This window comes from Parvularcula maris (assembly GCF_024505085.1).
Classification (GTDB): Bacteria; Pseudomonadota; Alphaproteobacteria; order Caulobacterales; family Parvularculaceae; genus Parvularcula; species Parvularcula maris.
The window spans coordinates 350,105-371,657 of the sequence record NZ_JANIBC010000001.1 but is presented as its reverse complement, the minus strand read 5'-3'; the positions used below and the strand labels follow the sequence as shown (position 1 = coordinate 371,657).

General features: G+C 66.5%; 21 protein-coding genes and 1 tRNA gene. 7 read left to right on the top strand and 15 right to left on the bottom strand.

Features of this window, described 5'->3' with window-relative positions; all coding sequences use genetic code 11:
* Positions 1-25: 25 nt before the first annotated feature.
* The 7 genes from NOG11_RS01760 to NOG11_RS01730 all read right to left on the bottom strand — a co-directional run bounded on the left by NOG11_RS01760 (position 26) and on the right by NOG11_RS01730 (position 4,873).
* On the bottom strand, positions 26-211 hold the full coding sequence (locus NOG11_RS01760) for a hypothetical protein (protein ID WP_256617908.1): 186 nt from the start codon (positions 209-211) through the stop codon (positions 26-28).
* An 82-nt stretch (positions 212-293) separates the two neighbouring features.
* Positions 294-1,043: a response regulator gene (locus NOG11_RS01755; RefSeq protein WP_256617907.1), complete on the bottom strand. Its 750-nt coding sequence runs from the start codon at positions 1,041-1,043 to the stop codon at positions 294-296.
* A gap of 102 nt (positions 1,044-1,145) precedes the next feature.
* Positions 1,146-1,559, bottom strand: coding sequence for a hypothetical protein (locus tag NOG11_RS01750; protein WP_256617906.1), 414 nt, complete (start codon positions 1,557-1,559; stop codon positions 1,146-1,148).
* A gap of 33 nt (positions 1,560-1,592) precedes the next feature.
* Complete coding sequence (locus tag NOG11_RS01745; protein WP_256617905.1) at positions 1,593-2,354, bottom strand: Crp/Fnr family transcriptional regulator; 762 nt, start codon at positions 2,352-2,354, stop codon at positions 1,593-1,595.
* A gap of 121 nt (positions 2,355-2,475) precedes the next feature.
* Positions 2,476-3,759 carry a sensor histidine kinase gene (locus NOG11_RS01740; protein ID WP_256617904.1) on the bottom strand — a complete coding sequence of 428 codons (1,284 nt, stop codon included), beginning with the start codon at positions 3,757-3,759 and terminating at the stop codon, positions 2,476-2,478.
* Positions 3,756-4,472, bottom strand: coding sequence for a response regulator (locus NOG11_RS15085; RefSeq protein WP_256617903.1), 717 nt, complete (start codon positions 4,470-4,472; stop codon positions 3,756-3,758). The genes NOG11_RS01740 and NOG11_RS15085 overlap by 4 nt, the downstream gene beginning before the upstream one ends.
* Before the next feature lie 8 nt (positions 4,473-4,480).
* Positions 4,481-4,873 (bottom strand): EF-hand domain-containing protein, encoded by a 393-nt coding sequence (locus NOG11_RS01730; RefSeq protein WP_256617902.1) that lies wholly within the window; start codon positions 4,871-4,873, stop codon positions 4,481-4,483.
* A gap of 201 nt (positions 4,874-5,074) precedes the next feature.
* On the opposite strand from NOG11_RS01730, the gene NOG11_RS01725 reads away from it, so the two are divergent.
* Positions 5,075-5,151 (top strand) — tRNA-Met (locus NOG11_RS01725).
* A gap of 381 nt (positions 5,152-5,532) precedes the next feature.
* Positions 5,533-6,228, top strand: coding sequence for a PAQR family membrane homeostasis protein TrhA (gene trhA, locus NOG11_RS01720; RefSeq protein WP_256617901.1), 696 nt, complete (start codon positions 5,533-5,535; stop codon positions 6,226-6,228).
* A 1-nt stretch (position 6,229) separates the two neighbouring features.
* Here the strand turns inward: trhA and NOG11_RS01715 are convergent, their stop codons facing one another.
* The 8 genes from NOG11_RS01715 to NOG11_RS01680 form a co-directional block, all read right to left on the bottom strand.
* Positions 6,230-7,744, bottom strand: a complete 1,515-nt coding sequence (locus NOG11_RS01715) for a hypothetical protein (protein ID WP_256617900.1) — start codon at positions 7,742-7,744, stop codon at positions 6,230-6,232.
* 28 nt (positions 7,745-7,772) lie between these two features.
* Complete coding sequence (locus tag NOG11_RS01710) at positions 7,773-8,756, bottom strand: aspartyl protease family protein (RefSeq protein WP_256618235.1); 984 nt, start codon at positions 8,754-8,756, stop codon at positions 7,773-7,775.
* A gap of 623 nt (positions 8,757-9,379) precedes the next feature.
* Positions 9,380-11,008 carry a flagellin N-terminal helical domain-containing protein gene (locus NOG11_RS01705; RefSeq protein ID WP_256617899.1) on the bottom strand — a complete coding sequence of 543 codons (1,629 nt, stop codon included), beginning with the start codon at positions 11,006-11,008 and terminating at the stop codon, positions 9,380-9,382.
* A 149-nt stretch (positions 11,009-11,157) separates the two neighbouring features.
* Positions 11,158-12,465 carry an ATP-dependent protease ATPase subunit HslU gene (hslU, locus tag NOG11_RS01700; protein WP_256617898.1) on the bottom strand — a complete coding sequence of 436 codons (1,308 nt, stop codon included), beginning with the start codon at positions 12,463-12,465 and terminating at the stop codon, positions 11,158-11,160.
* Positions 12,462-12,824 (bottom strand): ribosomal maturation YjgA family protein, encoded by a 363-nt coding sequence (locus NOG11_RS01695; RefSeq protein WP_256617897.1) that lies wholly within the window; start codon positions 12,822-12,824, stop codon positions 12,462-12,464. Before NOG11_RS01695 ends, hslU begins: the two co-directional genes overlap by 4 nt.
* A 159-nt stretch (positions 12,825-12,983) precedes the next feature.
* A complete protein-coding gene (hslV, locus tag NOG11_RS01690; RefSeq protein ID WP_256617896.1) occupies positions 12,984-13,520 on the bottom strand; it encodes an ATP-dependent protease subunit HslV in 537 nt (178 codons plus the stop codon).
* A 98-nt stretch (positions 13,521-13,618) separates the two neighbouring features.
* On the bottom strand, positions 13,619-14,062 hold the full coding sequence (locus NOG11_RS01685) for a Fur family transcriptional regulator (protein WP_256617895.1): 444 nt from the start codon (positions 14,060-14,062) through the stop codon (positions 13,619-13,621).
* A 38-nt stretch (positions 14,063-14,100) separates the two neighbouring features.
* The gene (locus NOG11_RS01680) at positions 14,101-14,427 is read right to left on the bottom strand and encodes a hypothetical protein (protein ID WP_256617894.1); all 327 of its coding nucleotides are present in this window, start codon (positions 14,425-14,427) and stop codon (positions 14,101-14,103) included.
* A 353-nt stretch (positions 14,428-14,780) separates the two neighbouring features.
* On the opposite strand from NOG11_RS01680, the gene NOG11_RS01675 reads away from it, so the two are divergent.
* The 5 genes from NOG11_RS01675 to NOG11_RS01655 all read left to right on the top strand — a co-directional run bounded on the left by NOG11_RS01675 (position 14,781) and on the right by NOG11_RS01655 (position 21,466).
* The gene (locus tag NOG11_RS01675; RefSeq protein WP_256617893.1) at positions 14,781-15,725 is read left to right on the top strand and encodes an SDR family NAD(P)-dependent oxidoreductase; all 945 of its coding nucleotides are present in this window, start codon (positions 14,781-14,783) and stop codon (positions 15,723-15,725) included.
* A 50-nt stretch (positions 15,726-15,775) separates the two neighbouring features.
* Positions 15,776-18,115: a serine/threonine-protein kinase gene (locus NOG11_RS01670; protein ID WP_256617892.1), complete on the top strand. Its 2,340-nt coding sequence runs from the start codon at positions 15,776-15,778 to the stop codon at positions 18,113-18,115.
* A gap of 230 nt (positions 18,116-18,345) precedes the next feature.
* The gene (locus NOG11_RS01665) at positions 18,346-20,445 is read left to right on the top strand and encodes a sensor histidine kinase (RefSeq protein ID WP_256617891.1); all 2,100 of its coding nucleotides are present in this window, start codon (positions 18,346-18,348) and stop codon (positions 20,443-20,445) included.
* 85 nt (positions 20,446-20,530) lie between these two features.
* Entirely contained in the window at positions 20,531-21,130 is a 600-nt protein-coding gene (hisB, locus tag NOG11_RS01660; RefSeq protein ID WP_256617890.1) for an imidazoleglycerol-phosphate dehydratase HisB, read from the top strand.
* Between the two features lie 96 nt (positions 21,131-21,226).
* A complete protein-coding gene (locus tag NOG11_RS01655) occupies positions 21,227-21,466 on the top strand; it encodes a hypothetical protein (RefSeq protein WP_256617888.1) in 240 nt (79 codons plus the stop codon).
* Positions 21,467-21,553: the final 87 nt, after the last annotated feature.

Sequence of the window (21,553 nt, the reverse complement as noted above, 5' to 3'; positions counted from 1 at the left end):
GGCAGCCGCCGCGCAGGCTTGACGTTTAAGAACCGCTGCGCAGGTCCTTCAAGCGCTTCTCGGCCTCTTCAGGCTCTTCTTGCGAAAGCGTCAGCCCGAGCGCAATCAGCTCGCGAACAGCCGAGGACCGGTTCTCCGCACGGTTGTCGAAGCGCCAGTCATCGATGTTCTGAAGCTCCGAATCCGTCACGAGGATCTGGAGCTTGGACAAACGTTTCTCGTTCGAAGCCATTCGGCCGGGCGCCCTCCGGAAGGATATCTACTGCGTTGATTCCAGTGGAATGGTTGTGGAACTAGGCCCTGCGAGCGTCAAGGCAGTGTACCACTGCAGCCCTCACGTTATCCGGCGTATAGGGTTTCGAGATGACAAAATCAGGCTCGATCTCGTCGCCCTGCAGCACTCGGTCGGGAAAACCGGTGATGAAGACCACGGGGCAGTCATGGGTCTCATTGATCTCAAGGACCGCGTCGATGCCCGTATCCCGCCCATCGAGATTGTAGTCGGCGAGGATGATGTCGGGTCGGCTGTCGGTGGCAACGCGCACGGCCTCAGCCGCGGAGGAGGCCTCACCGGCCACTTCGACGCCCAGTCGTTCGAGAATACCGCGGATGTCGGCAGCGATGAGGGGCTCGTCCTCGACCACCACCGCCCTGGCGCGCTTTTCGATCCGAAGATCGTGGCGCGCCCTGCGCAGAACGGCTCGGGGGTCCTCTTCAATACCGATCACCTGAGCGGCCTGGTGCGGCATCAGCCCCATCACGTCGCACATGAGAAGAAGCAGGCGGCCATCATCGGGAGGCTCGGGCAGCGCGTCGATCAGGGCCGCATCCGAGAACAACACGGGGCGGGCAGGCCGTTCCTTCAATGCCATCCGCCAGGAATGGAGGAAGGCCGACATCACGTCGACAACGGAAGAGGAAGAGCTGGCCGGGTCGATCGAGACGCGCGCCATGGTCATGCGCATCAGCTCGTCACCGATGAGGCGGTCGGCGAAGACGGCGCGCGAAAACTGCCGAACGACGCCTAGGGGCGGTCTGGTCATGATGTTCAGCACGCGCGGTTTCGCCTCATTAGCCTACCGCCACCAACGGCCCCTGCGACAAGAAGTTCCAACGCCTGACACACCATCACCGCGAACAAACCCTCACGCGTCACATTTCGTCGACCAGTGGGATGTAAAAAGAAAATCCCGGACGGCCAGCAACAACTGACGAATATCTTCCTCGCCCAGCCCCATGATCATGGCGGCCTCCTCTAAGGAGAACTCCTCGATCACCACGAGGGCGAAGGCCACGCGCTGGTGGTAGGGAAGGCACGAGTACCGCGCGACGAGGGAGTGAGGCGGCGCGCCTGTCGTCTGGACGTTGTCCTCGCCGTCGAGCCTGGACACCACCCTTCGGAACGCGTCCTTGACCAGCAGGGCGTTACCAAGATCGCTCTTCGGCCCGACCTCCTCCACGGCGGAGTAGGCGTCGGCGGTGGACGAAGCGATACACAGGGCGAAGCGGCTCAGCCTCGCCTGCAATTGTCCGCTGGATGGGTCCGGATACGACAGCATGGAACTTCTCTAGCCTGTTACCGCCCCCGTTGGCTAGGCGGAGACGCCGTTGGCGAAGCTCGGCAAGCGCACGTTTTCGGCATCGAGGTGAAGATAGAGGGTACTGAAATCAGCTAGTTCCTCCAGCGCCTCGCGGTTGCGGAACACCACTTCGGAGCGCGCGCGGGAGATGAGGTTGGACTTCTCGAGGAAGCTGAACACACGGCTGACATGAACGTAGGAGAGCCCCAGCGCGTCGGCGACATGCATCTGCCCGATCGGCATCTGAAAGCTGTCGGGCTCGGCGTCGCCGATAATGGCGAGCCTCGCATGGAGCTCCAGGAGCAGATGCGCCACCCGCTCGCGGGCGCTGCGGCGCCCGTTGCGGACGATCTGCTCGCGCAGGATCGACTCCTCCTGCACCGTCGACCACCAGATCGAGGAGCCGAGCGCGTTGTCGGCCCGAAAAAGACCCATGAACTGCTGCGGCGAGATCGCCGCCACCTCCAGCTCGGTAAGGGCGGTGACGGTGTGGTCAGCCTTCTGGCCGACGAAGACCTGGAGGTCGAACATGTCGCCGGGCAGCATGAAGTTCACCACCTGCTTGCGCCCGTCATGCAGGTCGATGGACCGCGATGCCCAGCCTTCCGTCACGACGAAGGCCTCCGCGGCCTCGTCGCCGCGCTCGACCACGGTCTCGCCCGGCTCGAACCGCCTGGGACTGGTGAAGACACCTTCCAGGTGCTGGTTCAGCTCGGCATCGAGGCTGCTATAGTGGGACAGGCGGCGGAACAGCGGCTCGGACTTCAGGCTCATGCGGATGGTTAACCCCTGCGACTACTCGGTTCATTCCAACACGGCGGCACGATAATGCTCTCAAAGGATGTGCAGCGCCTTCTTGGAGGGCTTCCCGAAGCCGTGGCAAGGTCCTTCGGCGTCACATCTGAGGTTTCTTCAACCTAATCAACGCCCTTGTCCCGCCCCCCGCGGCCGGCTTCAGCTCCAGGCAGCCCCCGTGGGCCTCTGCGATGGCGGCGGCGATGCTCAAACCAAGCCCACTCCCAGGGGTTGCGGAGGACCGCGAGCGGTCACCGCGCTCGAAGGGCCTGAGAAGCCTCGCCGCTTCCGTCTCGGGAAGGCCGCGGCCCCGGTCCTCCACGATCAGAAGGATCTCGTCGCCTCCGGCCTCGGTGCTCAGCCGCGCCTTGCCGCCGCCGTGGCGAAGGGCGTTGTCGATCAGGTTGCGCAGCGCGCGGAGCAGCGCGTCCGGTGCACCGAGGATCGCGCCGGGGCACTTCTCCACCACCACGTCTTGCGCAGCATAGGCCTCCGCCGCCCGGCGCATCAGCGCCTCGCAGCGGATCTCCTCCAGATCCGGCCTCGCTCCTGACGAGGCGAAGGTGAGGATGTCGGCAAGGGTGCGGTCGATGCGCTCGACGCCCCCGATCAGCTCGCGGCGGAGCGCTTCATCCGAGACGCTCTCCACCAGGATACGCAAGGAGGCGAGCGGGGTGCGGAGGTCATGGCCCACCGCCCCCAGCATGACCGACTGCCGCTCTAAGGCACCCAGCACGCGGCTCTCCAGCGTGTCGAGCGCCGACGCAAGCGCCCTCACATCGGGGGGGCCGCGGGTGGGCAGGGGCGGGCTCGGACGGCCGCTGAGGAACCCGTCCGCCACCGCCGTCAGGGTCCGCATCGGCGCCGTCACGCTGCGCGCGAGCCAGACCGCCGGTATCAGAAGAACGAGGGTCAGCACCCCCGCCTGAAGGGCGATCAACCGCCAGGGCAGCTTCCTGGGCCTCGGCATGGGGGTGAGCGTCGTCAGCCACCGCCCCTCGCCGAGCTCGACCGCACCGATCAGGGCGAAGCCCCGCTCCCGCTCGACCGTTCTGACCGTGCTGTTCGACGCCGCAACCCCCGCTTCGGTCAGCGCCGCGCGGAGCTGCTCGGTCGCGGAAGGGTTCGGCTCGCCGATCTCAGGGGGGCCTTGCCTGATCCGCGCGCCTCTTCGTCCGAGAAAGCGCCGCGCGCCAGGACGGTCCTCCTCGTGGACCAGCGCCGCCTGGACCAGGCGGTCGGCCAGCACCGCTTCGGCGCGCCGGATCACGTCGCGCTGCTCGGCGCGGACCAGAAGGAAGCCGTTGACGAGCTGCCCTGCGATCACCACCGCCGCGAGGATCAGCACCAGCCTTCCGCCGAGACCGAGACGCGGCAGGCTCACCGGCGCTCCACCTTCGCGGCCATGCTGTAGCCGCCGCCGCGGACGGTCTTGATGAGGCTCGGTTTGCCAGGGTCGCGCTCCACCTTGCGGCGGAGGCGGCTGATCTGGTTGTCGACGGAGCGGTCGAAGATCTGCGCGGTGCGGTTCTGGGTCAGCTCCAGGAGGTCGTCGCGGCTGACCACCCGGCCCGCCCGCTCGGCCAGCACCAGAAGCAGCCTGAACTCGCCGCCGGTCAGCTCGATCGCCTTGCCCCCGCGCCCGGTGAGGGTCATCTCTTCGGGGCTGAGGACCAGGTCGTCGAAGCGCAGCTCGGCACCAGCTTCCTCCTCGGCGCCGCTCGCCCGCCCCGCCCGGCGCAGCACCGCCTTGATCCTGGCGGTCAGCTCACGGGGATTGAAGGGCTTGCCGACATAGTCGTCCGCGCCGAGCTCGAGGCCGACAATGCGGTCGATATCGTCGGTCTTGGCAGTCAGAAGGATCACCGGAAGGTCGTGCTCGGCCACCAGATGCTTGGCGAGGCTGAGCCCGTCCTCCCCCGGCATCATCACGTCGACCAGGGCGAGGTCGAAGCGCTCACCGGTGAGAAGACGGCGAGCCTCGGCTGCGTCCGGCGCAGGGGTAGGGACGAACCCCTCCACCTTCAAGAACGCAGCCAGAGGCTCCCTGATCGAGGGCTCGTCATCGACGAGGAGGATGCGAGGCGAGCCCGTCACAGGTCGTTTTAGCCGCGGCGCCCGCGGCGGCGAGGCTTGTCGCCGCGCATCGCCTCGCGCTCTTCTTCGGTCAGGATGCCGTCGCCATCGGCATCCGCCCGGTCGAAGCGGGCCTCCGCCGCAGCCAGCATCTCCTCAAGGCTGACGAAGCCGTCCTCGTTCTTGTCCTGGGCCTCAATCATGCGCTGGGCGAAGCGCGCGCGGCGGCCCTCGCCGACCTCATCGGAGCCGATAAAGCCGTCGGCGTTCGCATCCATGCCTTCGAAGCGCTCGCGCACCTTCTCCAGCATGTCCTCCTTGGCGATCGGGCCTTCGGGGCGCTCCTTCTGGGCTGAGGCGTCGGCAGCGAAGAACAGGCTGGCGGCCGCAGCAGTGCCGAGGATCATCGCGAGTTTGGTCATGGGTTGGTCCTTTCTCTTCTGTTGGGGCGAAAGGCTCTGCCGTCCGCCATGACCACACACTCGCCCGCCCCTGTCGCAGCCCGATCCCAAAACGAGCGCGGCTTTGTCGCAAAATGTAGCAAACCGCCATCCCGCAGGGCAGCCGCGCGCGTCTCAAACATATTGACTGCCCAGCGCCGCCCCGCCATATGCGGCAGCTCTGGCGGAGTAGCTCAGTTGGTTAGAGCAGCGGAATCATAATCCGCGTGTCGGGGGTTCAAGTCCCTCCTCCGCTACCATTCCGGCCGGAGGCCGGAATGGTAGATCCTCGATCTCATGCGCCAAGGGCGCTGCGATGGCGCGGACCATAAGGTCCGGGCACCTGCTTAGGTGCCTTCCCGTTCCACCGTCGCGCTTCGAAGGGTCTGTAGTGGCAGCGCTCCGCCCTCCTTCTAACGCTTCCCACGGCCCCGACCGTGGGACACATCTCCCACCGGCGGACATTTGACAGGCTTCAGGAGAGAATCTCACGGTCTGCGCTTCGCCTCCACTGCGTAAAAGCGTCTGAAAACAAACAACGATCCGTGAAACCGCTGCTCCCGCACGTTCTGAAACCCAGCGTGTTTCTCCTCACGACAGGTTTAATCCCCGCTTGGCCGGGAACTTGCTAGGGTTAGTGAATGGTTACGAGTTTCGCCAACGCCGCAGAGAGAGCCCACACCGCCGCCGAAGAAGTCTGGCATGTGATCACCCACGGTCTGGGGATCATCCTCGCCGTCGTCGCCTTGGTCTTCCTTGTCCTCAAGGCCACCAATACAGGGGGCGCTTTGGAAGTGACCGCCGTCTCCATCTATGGCGGCTCGGCGGTTCTTCTCTATCTTGCCTCCACCGTCTACCACGCCGCCTTCAAGTCGGTCTTTCAGCCCTTCCTCGAAGTGGTGGACCACGCGGCCATCTATCTGAAGATCGCGGGCTCCTACACGCCCTTCGCGCTGATCACCCTGCCGACGGGAACGGGGCTGACGATCCTCATCACCGTCTGGACCCTGGCCGTGGTCGGCATCATCCTGAAGTTCGTGCTGCACTTCGCCGAGGGCAGTATCCGCAAATATGACTGGCTGAGCCTCGCCGGCTATGTCGGCATGGGTTGGATCGCCATCCTCGTCGCCTACCCTCTGTTCAAGAACCTCTCAGCGGGCGGCTTCGCCTGGCTCGTGGCGGGCGGCATCTGCTTCACCGTGGGCGCCGGCTTCTTCGCCTGGAAGTCGCGCAAATACACCCACGCCATCTTCCACGTCTTCGTCCTGGCGGGCAGCATCTGCCACTTCGTCGCCATCTACGCCTTCGTCCTCGGCGACCGGATGGCCACGGCCTAGCTTACCCGCCGATCACGCCGGTCAGGGACAGCGCCACGAAGAGACCCACCGCCCCCAGGATCACAGCTGCGCCCTGCGCAATGGCGCGCAGTCTGGGGTTGGTGGTCGGCTGAGGCCTCACCTCTTTCGCCACCATCGCCTCCACCGAGGGGAAAGCGGCGAGGCGCCTCGCACCCGGCATACGCCGGACGGCCTTCGAGACGGGGTCCAGCCGCCGCTCCATGCCCTGGGGCACGTCCACAGCGATCACGGCGGGCACGCCTTCGCGTCCGTCCAGCGTCGCGGTACGGTAGCTAAGACCGGACTCAGCCAGCTTGCTCAGCACCGGCGAGTGATCCCGGACACCCTTGCCCACCGTCGGCAGCGCATAGAGCACCCGCGCGTAAGGATAGGGTCCGGCATCGCCGGGCGTTCCCGAAGCGGCGGAGGCGAGCCCCGGCGCCCCGGCCAGGGCGCGGCTCGTCGGCTCGGTCTTTGTCCGTTTGGTGGGCTGGAAGAACACCCTCACCGCCTCGCGGTCGCTGACCCCTGTGGACATGCCGGCGGCGAGGTTCTGCGGCGCGGCGGCAGTGGCGATGAAGGAGGTCTTGATCCGGTCCGCCCCGGCCATCTCGGCCTCGAGGATCAGGTAGTCGCTGTCGAAGCTGTACTGGCTGCTCACCGCCTTGTCGTGGGAGAGAAGCACGCCGATCAGCGGCTTGGTATGGTTGGACCCGCGGCTGCGGGAGACCCGCTGCTGGCCGTTCGGGCCGTAGCTCGTCTCGATCTGCCGCTCGGGGTCGAGCAGCGCGTTGGCGAGGCGCAGGCCCTCGCGGTAGGTATCGGCGCGGTCGGGCAGCACCTCGACCTCGATGCCCCTCGCCTGAAGCCCCTGGATCGCGGCGCGGCAGTGCTGCAGCGCGTCCTTCGAGGCGTAGACCGTGCCCACCCGGCCGCGATACTTGCGCTGCTTGTCCGCGTTCCACTGGAAGGCCTTGGTGCCGGATGCATCGAAGCTGTCGGTGAAGCCTGCCTGATCCACCTCGTGAACCAGCGCCGAGGGGACGGCGAGGACGTAGTTACTCTCGGCCACATACTCGCGCAGCACACGCTGGGGAAAGTCCATCAGCGCGGCCAGCGTGTCGGTGTTGAAGCCGCCATGGTCGTCGAAGAGGGGCATGACCCCCACTTCCGCATCGCCGGAGATCACCGCCGCCGCCGTCTCCGAAGCCGAGGCGCGCGGGCTGGTCCACGTCTGGTAGGAGGCGCGGCTGGGCCTCGGGTCGCTCGCGGCCGCCGCACCCTCATTGCCGAAGGAGCGCCTGGCGCCGCTGGCGAAGAGGCTCATGCCGAGATCGCCGGCCGAGATGCGGCTCGCGGCGAGATCCTGGCTCGCCCCGCCCGCCCCGTTCGCCGCACTGGCGCCAGAAGCGCTGCGCTGGGCCGGGTTGCGGAACACATCCGCCGCGATCTGCTCGGCGACCCAGGCGCCCAGCCCGTGACGCTCATCCATATAGGCAACGAACTGGCTCGTCATGGCCCCGCCTCCATCCTGAACGGGTAGATTAACGCGTGAGTAAGGTTTGCGCCAGTGGCGATTGACGCCCTCCCCCGCAGCCCCTCGGCGCCCCCTCCGGCGAGAGCCACATGGCCCGCCTGTCCACGTCCAGGGCGAAGCTGCGTCGCTTGAGCTGGTCCGCACCGAGGATCATCAGCCCCACCTTCCGCTCGCCGATCAGGTCGATGGGGTCCAGATCGCTGACCAGGGTCTCGGTGAAGCACATCTCCGTCTCCCCCACCCTCAGCCCGCGAAAGTTGACGAGCGCCGTGGGCTCGAAGCTGCCGACCGCTCCCTCCACCACCCACTGGCGGCGCTGGCGTGCCCTGATCGCTCGCAGGACGGGGTTCTGCTGCACCGCCTCCCAGTTGAGGAAGGTCCGGTCCGCGCCGGTGTCCACCATGACGTAGATCAGTTTGAAGTTGAGCCTCGCCCGCGAGTAGAGAAGGTCGGGGACCGGCACTTCGGTCTCCTTGGAAACCAGCCGCAGGCTGCGCCAGCCCTCGGGGTCCACCCGCCTCACCTTGTTCTTGGGCCAGAGGCTCAGCTCCCGCCGGTCCGCCCGCCAGACGACGAAGTACTCGGCCAGGATGTCGTTGCCGATGATGCCGAAGAGCTCCCGGCGGCTGCTCGACGGGGGCAGGTGCACCACCTCCCAGCTCTCATGGGAGAAGCGGCCCAGCGACAGGCTGCCCACCTCCGCCGCATCCACCACCGCCCGGCTGCCGATCGAAACCAGCACCGCGTCGCGGGTCACCCACTCCTGCTTCGCCGCCGCCACGCCCCGCGGGTAGAGCGCGCTCTTGCTGGCGCCGGTGTCGACGAGAAAGGGGTACGGCCCCTCCCCGTTGATGCTGACCGGCACGGTGATCCCTTCGCCGCCGAGGTCCGGCAGGGTCACGGCCAGAGAGGAGGGAGGCACGCGCTCATAGGTGCTGGCGCAGCCCGCAAGGCCGAGCCAGAGCACCGCCAACAAGACCAGCCCGCGCACCAAGCCGAACCCCTCCCCGCCGCCGCATGGCCGCGGCGATCATCGTTTGGCCCGAGATGTAACGCGGAAGTGAGCGAGGAGCCAGCGCCCCCGCGATGACAACCGGGATGGGCAGGACAAAGCACCCTCGCCCCGCCGAGCGGAGGTCCGCGGGGGATGAGAGAGGTGGTCAGGGAAGCTGCAGCGGCGAGCCGCGGAGGCCTATGACTGGTGTTGTGAGGTGCCGCCGCACCCCGCCGCTGCCAGCGCTCTATACGAGGGGCCGGCCGCGGGGCGGGGTGACCCGGCCTAAGCGTCCTCCCGGCCACGGGATGTCCCCATGACGCCGGACGCACCGGAGGTCCGCCGCAAAGCGGTCAGCGCTTCAAGCCCTCGGCGCGGGAGAGCGAACGGGCGGGGCACCTTGCCGCCCCAGAACCCGAGACCGGACGTGACCCAGCCCCTCCCTTACGCACGCCGCCTCCCCGCCAATCTGTCAACGTCCGGACCGTCCCTGAACGCGGGGAGAAGCTGGGGGAGGTTATAGGGGGGTGGGGGCGGAGGGGGATAAGTCCTATCGGCCAGACCCGTACGGCCTGCCTACAACTAGCAAGCTTCGTTGTCTCGAATGTGCGACTAGGGGCTTAACGGAAGAGGGACAGAAGCGAGCCCTTGCGGCCGTTGATGAGGCTGAGGCTCTGCCTTGCGAGGTCTTCCTGCACCTGGACGGCCTGGAGGCGGGAGGACTCCTCGGCGAGGTCCGCCTCGACCAGGGCGGCAATGCCGGTCTCTAGATAGCCGGAGACGTCGGTCAGGTAGCTCTGGCGCCGCTCGATGATGCCGTCCCACGCGCCGAGGGTGCTCTCGGCGGTGACGAGCTTGTGGCGGGCGGCGTTGATCACGGCGATGGCGCCGCCGATGTCGTACTGGGTGATGGCGGGGTCGAGGACGGCGATCAGCTCGAGGAAGCTGGCCGCGTTGCGGGCGTCCTCGCCGGTAATGGGGCTGGCGAGCTGGGCCAGGGTCGGAGGGATGTAGGGCGTGCCTGTGGTGCCTCCCGTGCCCCCGGTCCCGCCGGTACCCCCTGTTCCGCCCGTCCCGCCGGTGGTGGCTGTGGTCGCGCCGTCGCCGTCCGAGCCCGTCACCGCTGGCCCGCTGCCGCTGGGGACGAAGGCTGGGTCGTCGCTGATGACCACGTTGCCGACGGCGGTCTCCGCTTCGCGGCCCCAGATATTGATGGTTTGAGTCCCCGGCGAGGTGACAGTGAAGGACAGTCTGGTCCCGGAGCCTGCGTCGAGGCCGCTCCAGGTAGGGCCGACGCCGCTAGGATAGGAGACGCCCTTGTTGGTGGTGATCAACGTGCCGTCGATGCCGACATTGACAGAGTTGTCCTGGCCATTATTGGCCGCCGCCTCAATCCAGATATAGTAGGTGGTGCCTGGCGTGACCCCGGCCGTGTTGATGGTAAAGTCCATCCGGGGCGCATTGGCGTAGATGTCCGCCGCATTGGTCCAGCGGATATTGCCGCCGCTCTCCGGAATCGCCGTCATGCCGGGAAAGCTCGTCGAAGCGGTCCAATTAAGGGTGGTGCCCCCGTCGGAGCCTGATGCCGTAGCGGTGGGGGCGGAGCTGTCAAAGACATAGGTGCCCGATCCAAGGGTCGAGCTGCTGCCGCCTGTGCCGCCCGTGCCGCCTGTGCCGCCCGTCCCCCCGGTGCCTCCTGTCCCGCCGGTTCCCCCCGTGCCGCCGGGCGTCATACCGGTCACGTCGGTGCCGCGCCGGTCGAGCCCCTGGGAACGAAGTTCGAGCATATCGAAGTGAAAGCTGCCCGCGCTGTTGTCGTAGCCGATGGTGATATCCCGAGAAGAGCCGGTCTCGAGAAGATTGGTGCCGTTGAAGCTGCTCGCCGCCACCACTTCGCGCGCTTGGTCGAGGAGCCCCTCGAAGGTCGCTTGCAGCTCGCCGATGGCGATGCCCTGCTCAGAGGCCACTGCGAGGGAGGTTAGGTCGTCGAGGACACCGTGAAGGCTGCGAATACCGGTCGTGCCGGCCTGGATCGCCCCCCTGGCAAGTGTCAGGTTGTCGGCAATGCCGTCATGCATGACCACGTCGGAGCGCGTCTTGCTGGCCACCAGGAAGAACGCGGCGTTGTCTTTGGCCTCCGCCACCTTGAGGCCGGTAGAGATGCGCGCACGCGTCTGATCAGCACTGCGTTCCACGGCTTTGAGGGTGCGCAAAGCGGTCATGGCGGAACGGTCCGTCAGCAACGTCATCGTAGAAGCCCCATAGCTCGCCCTGCCCTTTCCGCCACGCAAGTGGAGAGCCTTACCTATTGAGGGTTAAAGGATTTCTGTCAGCGGAGCTCTATGTAGGTAAACGGCGTTTGAAGCCCGGTCAGCGATGGGCTGCTTTTGGAAGAGGTTCAGAGAATAAACTTCGAAAGATCCTGCTGCCCCACCAGGCCCTCCAGGGCGCTCTCCACATAGGCCCTGTCCACGGTGACCGCCTCGCCTGATTTGTCGGCGGCGGTGAAGCTGATCTCTTCGAGGACGCGCTCCAGGATGGTGGAGAGGCGGCGGGCGCCGATGTTCTCGACGCTCTCGTTGACGCGGGCGGCCATATCGGCGAGGGCGTCGATGCCGTCCTCCGTGAACGTCAGCGTTACCCCTTCCGCGCCGATCAGCGCCTCGTACTGACGAAGGAGGCTCGCCTCGGTGTCGGTCAGGATGGCGCGGAAATCGTCTCTCGTCAGGGATCTGAGCTCCACCCGGATGGGCAGCCTGCCCTGAAGCTCGGGCAGAAGGTCCGAGGGCTTGGCGATGTGGAAGGCGCCGGACGCGATGAAGAGGATATGGTCGGTCTTGACCGAGCCGTGCTTGGTGGCGACCACCGAGCCCTCGATGAGCGGCAGGAGGTCGCGCTGCACCCCCTCGCGGCTGACATCGCCCGATCCGCGCTCGGATGATTTGGCCACCTTGTCGATCTCGTCGAGGAAGACGATGCCGTCATTCTCCACCGCGTGCAGGGCCTCGGAGGTGATCTTCTCGTCGTCCAGGAGCTTGTCGCTCTCCTCGTCGATGAGGGGTTTGTAGGCGTCCTTGACCAGGATCTTGCGCTTCTTCGTCTGGCCGCCAAACGCGCCCTTCATCATGTCCGAGAGGTTGATCATGCCCACGGACGATCCGGGCATACCGGGGATGTCGAAGCTCGACATGCCCCGCCCCTGATCGGTCATCTCCAGCTCGATCTCAGTGTCGTCGAGGAGGTTGTCTCTCAGCTTACGGCGGAAGCTCTCGCGGGTGGCCTCAGACGCCGTATCGCCCACGAGGGCCGCGATGACCCGCTCCTCGGCAGCGTCCTGCGCGCGGGCGCGGACCTCTTCGCGGCGACGCTCACGGACGAGCTGCAGGGCGACCTCGACGAGATCCCGGACGATGCTGTCCACGTCCCGGCCCACATAGCCGACTTCCGTGAACTTGGTCGCCTCGACCTTGACGAAGGGCGCGCCGACGAGCTTGGCCAGGCGGCGGCTGATCTCGGTCTTGCCGACGCCGGTGGGGCCGATCATCAGGATGTTCTTGGGCATCACCTCGTCCGCAAGCTGACTGTCGAGCTGGCGGCGGCGCCAGCGGTTCCTGAGCGCCACGGCAACGGCGCGCTTGGCATCCTTCTGGCCGATGATGAAGCGGTCGAGCTCGGAGACGATCTCGCGGGGGGTGAGGTCGGTCATGCTTGGTCTTTCGTGCGGTCGAGGAGGACGGCGAGAAGGGCGCCTACGGAGTAGGCCAGAAGATCGAGGATGTCGAAGGTGCTGCCGAGCGCCAGGCGCCCTCCCCTCGTCTCGGCAAGGCCCAGGAGGCCTGCAAGGTCGAAGAGCTGACCGACCTCGACCGCGAAGGCGATGACGAGGGCCATCAGCGCGGTTGTGCTCTTGGGCAGGAGGAAGAGGGCCCGCAGCACCAGGTACATCCAAACGACGACCAGGACATCGCCGCCATGGGTACGGACGATCCCCTCACCGAAGACGGCGATGCCTGCGAGGACCACGGCCAGGAGGGCGGCGGTGAGAAGGTAGAAGGCGCGTTTCATTTTATCTTCTCCCCTCGTCATCCCGGAATGGGCGGAGCCCATATCCGGGACCCATGGCCCGGATAGAGCTACGATGGCTACTGACGGATCGGTTCCAACGCCCGGTCCATGGGTCCCGGATAAGCTTGCAGCTTTCCGGAATGACGGTGTTGATGGGTGTCATCGCTTCATCGTCTCCACGGTGACGGTCTCGTTGGTGTAGACGTCGATGCGGGCGGCGATGGAGAGGCTCTCGCGCACGATCTCTTCCGCCGAGAGGTCCGTGTTGCGAAGGAGCGCGAGCCCCGCCGCCTGGGCGTAGGTGCCGCCGGAGCCGATGGCGATGACGCTGCCGCCCTCCTCGCGCTCGGGCTCAATGACATCGCCGAGGCCGGAGAGCATCAGCGTGGTCTCCTCATTGGCGACGATCAGCAGCGCTTCGAGGCGGCGCATGGCCCGGTCGGTGCGCCAGTCCTTGGCCAGCTCCACGCAGGCGCGGGTGAGCTGGGAGGGGTACTGCTCGAGGCGGGTCTCCAGCCGTTCGAGCAGCGCGAAGGCGTCCGCCGTGCCGCCGGCGAAGCCCGTGATCACCTTGCCGTTCGCAGCCCTTCTCACCTTGCGCGCATCACCCTTGGAGATGGTCTTGTCCATGGAGACCTGCCCGTCCCCGCCCACGGCCACCTCGCCGCCGCGCCTCACGCTGATGATCGTGGTCATGGACTATGCCTCCGCTTGGCCCGCCCCTCACTTAGGGGCGGAAAGCGGAAGCGCTAGCGGGTTTGGCCCCGCCGGGTCCAGATGCAGCGCGAGCGGCGCTACTGCTTCCGGCAGCCCCCCGACAGCAGCACACTCTCCTCGGACAGGCAGTCCGTCGTCAGCTCGATATAGGCGTCGCTGATGTCGAGATCGCCGACCAGGCCCGAGACCGCCGCCGCGTCCACCTTGCGGAAGCTCAGCGCCTCGCAGTGGCGGCAGATGAGAAACGCCGCGCACTCCCCGCGGGCCTCTCCGGGCAGGGCGTAGTAGGCGTTGAGCGACTCGATCTTGCGCACGAGACCCCGGTCGGTGAGGCGCGCCAGCGCCCGGTAGACGGTCATCGGCGCGTTGATGCCGTGCTCGCGCAGGCACTCGAGCAGCTCATAGGCCTTCATGGGCCTGGCGAGGTCTTCGAGGCAGCCGAGGACGGCGCGGTCGTTGCGGGTCATGCGCGGGCGCATGGAGACGGGGCGGTCTTGGGCGACCGCAGCGGTATGGCTCATGATGGGTTTCCTGATGTCTGGCCGAAAAGGGAGAGGGTTCAGGAAAGAAGCGGCGGCCCTCTGACAGGATGGCGCGCCCGGCTTTGGCCCTGCACCACCGCCGCGATTGGAGCGACGAGGGGCGCGACCTCCGCCGAAGGAGCGGCGAGGCGAAGCCCTGGGCCAGCAGGATGGAGATCGTCGCCGTCATCACTGCCGGCAATGCTGCAGAGGACGCAGACGCTGGCATGGCCGCCATGCTCGCCGGTCTCGTGCTCATGGGAGCCGGCGCCGATCGAGAAGGCGAGGAGCCACAGGGCGAAGACGAAGCGCAGCGATGCCAGCGCCCCTTCTGCAGCCCATGCGTGTGTCCACCTCGTCGCCATGTTGCAAAGAGTAACGCAAAGCGCGGCCAGTTCCTAGCGCTTCCGTGATGCGGCAGCGGGTCAGTTCGAAACGAAAGCGGCAGTCTTCTTGGTTAGGGTGCGCACTTGCTCATCTCTCCCTCCGGGAGAGATCGACATCTTCGATGTCGAGTGAGGGCGAGTGGTAGACCGAGCTTGACCTCAAGAACGGCCTCACCCGAAGCCTGCTCACGCAGCCTTCGACCTCTCCCAGAGGGAGAGGTAGGGGTGTCGCCAGTTCTCTACCGAGATGTTCAAACCGACCCACTACCCGTGATCCTCCGCGCCTGTTTCTGCCGTTTGGCCCCGGCGGCGAAGCCGACTACTCTTCCCCCATGCAGGAGCACAAAGCGAAGACCTATGTCGTGACCGGTTCGAACACCGGGATCGGCTTCGAGACGGCCAAGGCGCTCGCCGAGACGGGCGGGCGGGTGGTGCTGGCCGTGCGCGATGTCGCCAAGGGCGAGGCGGCGGCGGCCAGGATCAAGGAGGCCACCGGCAGCGAACGGCTCGCCGTGCAGCCCCTCGACCTCGCCGACCTCGGCTCGGTAAGGGCGGCGGCGGATCAGCTCTCCAAGGCCGAGCGCATCGACGTGCTGGTCAACAATGCCGGGCTCGCCTCGACCGCCAAGGGGCAGACCAAGGACGGCTTCGAGCTGGTCGTCGGCACCAACCATCTAGGCACCTTCGCCCTCACCGAAGCGCTGATGCCGAAGATCCTCGAGACCGCCCGCGCGAGGGGCGAGGCGCGGGTGGTCAACCTCTCCTCCACCGCGCACCAGTTCGCCCGCCAGCTCGACCCCCAGAACCTCTTCCCCGAGAAGAGAAGCCGCGCCCGCAACGCCTATGCCGAGAGCAAGCTGATGAACCTCCTCCACGCCCGCGAGATGGCCAGGCGCTACGGGCGGATGGGCGTCAGGGCGCACGCGGTGCACCCCGGATTCGTCAACTCCGACTTCGGCCGGTCCGACCACTTCCCCGGCCTCTGGCAGGCGGCGTTCCTGCTGACCAAACCCATGCAGATCAGCGCCGAGAAGGGCGCGAAGACAACGCTCGCGGCCGCCCTCTCCGACGACGGCGCCTGGAACAACGGTCTCTACTGGGACAAGGAGAGCCCCGCCACGCCCACCCTGCCCGAGGGCCACGAGAAGATGGCGAGGGACCTCTGGGAGGAGAGCAAGCGCCTCCTTCGCGAGAAGGGCTTCGTGACGGAGGAGCCCGACGAGGAGCCGCAGGCGCCGCTCGGGGGGCCGAGCCCGATCTTTCCGAACGCGCTCTAGCCAGGGCGGATCGGCCTAGGGCGTTTTCATCAGACAGGGGGACGAAACACATGACCAGCAAGGAAGAAGAGCAGCGCCTCCTGGCGCTGCTGGACGAGGCCTACGCCGTGCCGTCCGAGGAACGCGCTGCGTTCGTTAGGAGCCGGACAGAGGACGACCCCGCCCTTCGCAAGAGGGCGCTTCACCTCCTGTCGGTCGAGAGTGCGGATCTCGCCACCGGCGGGGCGCTCGACCGTTTCGCCGAGAGCCAGGAGGCGCCCCCGCCTCCCAGGATCGGCCCCTGGGTCTTGGGCGAGGTCGTCGGCCGCGGGGGGATGGGCGCGGTCTACCGCGCCGAGCGCGACGACGGCGCCTTCGAGCAGACGGTGGCGATCAAGCTCGCCCGCCGCCGCGATACAGGCGGCCGCCTGTCGGCGCGGCTGAAGGACGAGCTCAGAACCCTGGCCGGGTTGAACCACCCCCACATTGCCCAGGTCTTCGACGGCGGCGAGACGGAGGACGGCCGCCCCTACATCGTCATGGAACTCGTGGAGGGCAGCCCCCTACACGAGGCACGGTCGAAGATGAATACCGAGGCGCGCCTTGATGCCTTCACGGACATTCTGCGGGCCGTGGCCTACGCGCACAGCCTGGGGGTGGCGCACCGCGACATCAGCCCTGGCAACGTGCTTTTCAGGCCCGACGGGGTGGTCAAGCTGATCGACTTCGGCATCTCCCAGTCTTTGGGCACCGATGATGCGCGTCTCAGCCGGGCGCGCACCGAGGGGTTCACGGCCCCTGAGCGGATGGAGGGAGAGCCCGGCGGGACGGCGGCGGATATCTACAGCCTGGGGCGCCTTCTCTCCTACCTCGCCGCGGACATCGACGTCCCTCGCCGGGGGGATCTCGACGCGGTGGCCGCTAAGGCTTCCGCGCCTGACCCGGCCGCGCGCTATCAGAGCGTCGAAGCCATGGCCGAGGATCTGCGCCGCTACCGGCAGGGCTTCCCTGTCAGCACGCGCAGCGGGTTTCTCACGGCGGCGGCGCGCTTTGGCGGGCGTCACCCCTTCGGCACGGCGGCGAGCCTTCTGGCGGTGGTCGCCCTGGTCGGAGGGACGCTCACGGCCAGCATCCTCGCCGTCCGCGCCCAGGAGGCCGAAACGGAGGCGGTGGCGAGGTTCGACGCCCTGCGGGGGCTGGCCGCCAGGGTCCTGTTCGATCTCGACGAGGCGATCTACGGCATCGAGGGAACCGACGAGGCGAGGCGCCTGACCGCAGGCATCGGGCAGGAGTATCTCGAGCAGCTAGAAGCCGATCCCCGCGCGGACGACATGCTCAGCTTGGATGTCGCTCGGGGGCAGGTGAAGCTTGCTCAGATGGTGTCGGACACCAACGTCTTCCCTGACGCCACCGCCGAGGCAGGCCTCCCCCTGCGGCGGGCGGCAGGAGAGCGTCTGGAACGCCTCGCCCTCGCCTATCCGGACGACCCAGCGGTGGCCGCCACGAGGGCCTGGCTCCTCCGCCCGAAGATCTACGAGGAGCTGCTCGACAACCAGGACCCCGAGACCGCCGCCGAGACCGCCCGCCTGGCTATCGGCCTCATGGAGACCGCCGCGGCTTACTTCCCCGAGGAGCACTACGTCCATCCCCAGCGCCTGTCGCTGATGAGCGATCTTGCCACAGCCCTCTCCATGGGCGGGAAGAACGACGACGCCATCGAGCTGATGAAGCAGGGTATCGAGGAGGCCGAGGAGCTCGGCGACGCTGCCACGCGCGGGCGGGCCTACACCACCGCGGCGAACTTCCGGCGCCGCATCGCCAGGGCCCTCGCCAACGAGGCTAGGTGGGGCGAGGCGGACGAGGTCCTGACCCGCAGCCTCGACGACCTCGACAGGGCGGACGATGTCGAGGCGCCCCTTTCCGGCTTCAACCTTCGCTCGCGCTCCCTGGCCCACTGGCAGCGGGCCTATGTCCGCTACAAGGACGGCCGCCATGGGGAGGCGCTGGAGGACTACGCGGCGTCACGTCGGTACTCGGGGCACAGGCTGGCCATCGACCCGGACAGCCAGGACGCGGCCTATCAGGACTTCCTGGCCATGCGCGAGACGGCCCTGCCCCTGGCCGCCCTCGGACGGTTCGAGGAGGCCGCCGCCGCCCAGGCCGAGGGCGCGGCCTACTTCCTCGCCCAGCTCGAAGAGCGGCCGGACGACCCAAGGCTCTACCGCGCCATGCTCGTGCAGCGGACCGAGGAGGTCGAGGTCTTCAAGGCATGGGGCCGGGACGAAGAGCGCTGCGAGCGGGCCGAGGACGCCTTGGCTTGGGTAGCGAGGCTCGAAGAGGCGGACGCCATCCAACCTTCGGACATGGCGGCGAAGGAGGCGATGGAGGACGCCGCCGCCGGTTGCTCTTGAACGCCTGTCAGGCATAGCAGTAACCGCGATCGTCTTCCGACAGCGCTTTGCCGATCCGCGCGGGCATCGGGTTTATTTGTCCCCCGTTTGCGGTACGAAGGCTAAAGCCTCACCGATGCTGTGCCATCCGCTAGCGGCGCGAACGGTCTACCTTCGCTTGGGAGAACAGACGCCATATGGCTTACCAGCAGCGCTCGATCGCGAAACACCTGAGAAGGGGTTCTGCGTGGATGTTCCTTTGGCGAGCCTTGGGACTGATCATCGGCACTGGCGTGCTTCTTCTCCCCTACTCTGCATATGCTGCAGCGACCGAGCTTGCCGTGCTGAGGGAGCTGCCATGCTATCCCGGCGAAGCCCTTCGTGATGCCGAGGGCAACCTGATCAAAACGCCGAAACAAGCCTGCCTCGAAGCCTTGGAGACAGCGAGGCCCGAAGACCAGCCGCTGTTGCTGGATGCAGCGATGAGCGGGCTGAAGGTCATCGCCAGCAACGGTTTCCAAGACCTCGACCTGTCGAAGCTGACGGGTGCCGCGGTCCTGAAGGGAGAGGTCATCCGGTTGGGCGAGCACAGTGTCGCCCCCAACGAGGACAACCTTCGAAGAGCCGAAGATCTCCTGCGGCGAGCGGCCCTCGCAGAAGATGCGATCAGCGAGGCCTACGCCCTCCGAATCTATTCCGAGATGTTGTCGCGACTGGGGCGGGTGGACGAGGTGGATGCCATCATCGCCAAGCTCAGCGAGCTCCCGATCAGCGATCGGCCGCATGTGCGTCAGGTCATCATCGCGCGCACGCGCTTCGTCGAGCGGGCGAGGGGCAATACGGTCGCCTCGATCGGCGCCGCCGAGGAGCTGCGTGAGCTCTATTTGGAGAACGGCGAGCCCTTGCTCGCGAGCCTGGTTAACTACGACATCGCCAACGTCCTTCTGGATCTCGGCGACTACGAGGCGGGCCTTCAGAGGATGCTCACGGTTCGGCAGGCGCTGGAGGATGCAGAACGGTCCAAGTCCGTCAACTACGGGATCGTCCGTATAGCGATCGGCGGCGTTCTTACCAAGCTCGAGCGTCACCAAGAAGCATTGGTCGAGTTCGATACGGCTACCAAGGTCCTCGACCAGGCTGGTGCGAAGCAGGTGGTGCCGGTGATGTACAAAGACTATTCGAGGTCCCTTTTTGCCACCGGAAAGGAGGAGACCGCGCTCGATTTGGCTTTCGAGGCCGGACAACTCACCGCAGAGGAGAACGACCCCTTCGCAACGGCGGAGCTTCTCGTCTGGGCGGCAACCAAGGAGGTCGAACGAGGCAATGAGGGCCGAGCCGAGGCGGCGCTCGAACGGGCAGCGGAGCTTACTGGGATCACTCCCGAAACCGACCTTCGCTCGGTCTTCGACGGGACGGATCGGTACTATGCCGTGGCCTACGCCCGAAGCATGGCCCATCTGTTGGGGGCGACCGGCCAGTCGGAGGAGGGCCTGCGTTACGCCCGCTACGCCCTCGACATGCATGCGGACTGGCTCGACGCGGAAAAGCTCAAGGTCTCCGTCGACGCCCAGACGCTCTTCGAGATGAAGAACCAGGAACAGGCCATCGACCTCCTGCGAAGCGAGCAGGCACTGCAGAAGGCTGAGAACGAACTCAACAGCGCGAAGCTCGAACGGCAGCGTGTCTATACGTGGGCGGCCATGGCAGGCGGAGCGGGCCTCCTCCTCATCGCCGGACTCGCCGCCTATGGATGGCGCAGCTCACGCCGTATCGCGAATTTCCGCGCGGTCCTCATCGCAGAGGAGCACCACCGAACGAAGAACGCGCTACAGATGGCAGCCAGCCTCGTTCGTGCGGAGGCACCGAAGAGGCTGAGATACCGCCTGTCCACTTTGGGCTTGGTCTACGATCACCTTCACCAGACGAACGAGCGCTGCGAGCTCGAAGCCGCGCCGTTCCTCGAAGAGCTGCTCACCATGCTCTCCACCGCCCTGGCCCCGGACAACGTGACGACCGAGCTCCAGTGCGAGCCGCTGACGATCCGGTCCCGTCTGGCTTCCCCGATCGGCCTGCTCGTGTGCGAGATGGTCATCAACGCCTTCAAACACGCCTTCCCGGAGGGCGAAGGAACCGTGAAGGTCACCTTGGCGGCGGAGAACTCGCAGCTCGCCCTCACGGTTCGAGACGACGGCATCGGCAAGCCGGTCGAGCCGAACAGTGAAGAGGAGACGGGCCGAACAGGAAAAGGACAGCAGTTGATCCAGGATCTCGCGGACCAGTTGCGGGCGACGGCAACCGTCATCCAGAACGAGGCCGGAACCACGTGGCGGGTCGCCTCCATCGCTAGCTGATGCGACGATCCTTCGCCGCGGCGGCGCTGTTGCCGCTTGTCGGCTTCCCGCTTAGAGCGGCTGTCGCAGACCGGGAAGAGAACAGATGACCACCCGCACCGCCGAGCGTCACCGCAAGACCAAGGAGACGGACATCACCGTCCGGCTGAACCTCGACGGCACCGGCGAGGCGAAGATCTCCACAGGCGTCGGGTTCTTCGACCACATGCTGGAGGGCTTCGCCAAGCACTCCTCCATCGACCTCGAGGTGTCTGCCGAGGGCGATCTTCACATCGACCAGCACCACACGGTGGAGGACGTCGGCATCGTCATCGGCCTCGCCGTGGCGGATGCCCTGGGCGACATGAAGGGCATCACCCGCTTCGGCCACGCCTATATCCCTATGGACGAGACCCTGACACGGGCGAGCCTCGACATCTCCAAACGGCCCTATCTCGTCTGGAAGGCCGAGTTCACCCGCGACAAGATCGGCGATTTCGACACTGAGCTCTTCAAGGAGTTCTTCCACGCCTTCGCCGGCAATGCGGGGGTCTGCCTTCACGTCGAGAACCTCTACGGCACCAACAACCACCACATCGCCGAGAGCTGCTTCAAGGCCCTGGCCCGTGCCCTGAAGATGGCGGTGGCGGTGGACCCGAGGGCGGCGGGGGCCATCCCCTCGACGAAAGGCTCGCTCGGCTCCTGAGAAATGCGATAAAGTTGCGCTTGCAACTCGGTTAATGGCCGTTAAGTTCCGTCGCGCCGCCGTGAGCGGCCCAAACATCTTAGGGAAGAGCTATTCATGTTCGCATCGATCATCGCAGCGCTGCTCGCGCTCAACACCGTTCAATCCGCCGACGAGCTGCAGGCTGCCTGTGAGCAGTTCCAGTCCAAGTATGGCGGCGAAGCCGACTGCGCCTGCTTGGCCGAGAAAGTCGCTGCCGACGAGGACCTGATGGCTGAGATCGCCGGCATCACCAGCCCGGACGAGCTCGCCAACGCTTCGGACGCCTTTAAGGAAGCCGTCGAGGACTGCTCGTAAGCTTTTCGGCCATCGGCCAAGAGAAGGGCGTGCCGGATGCGGCGCGCCCTTTTTTGTTGCCCTCCTGCTCTGTTCCCGCCATTCCCT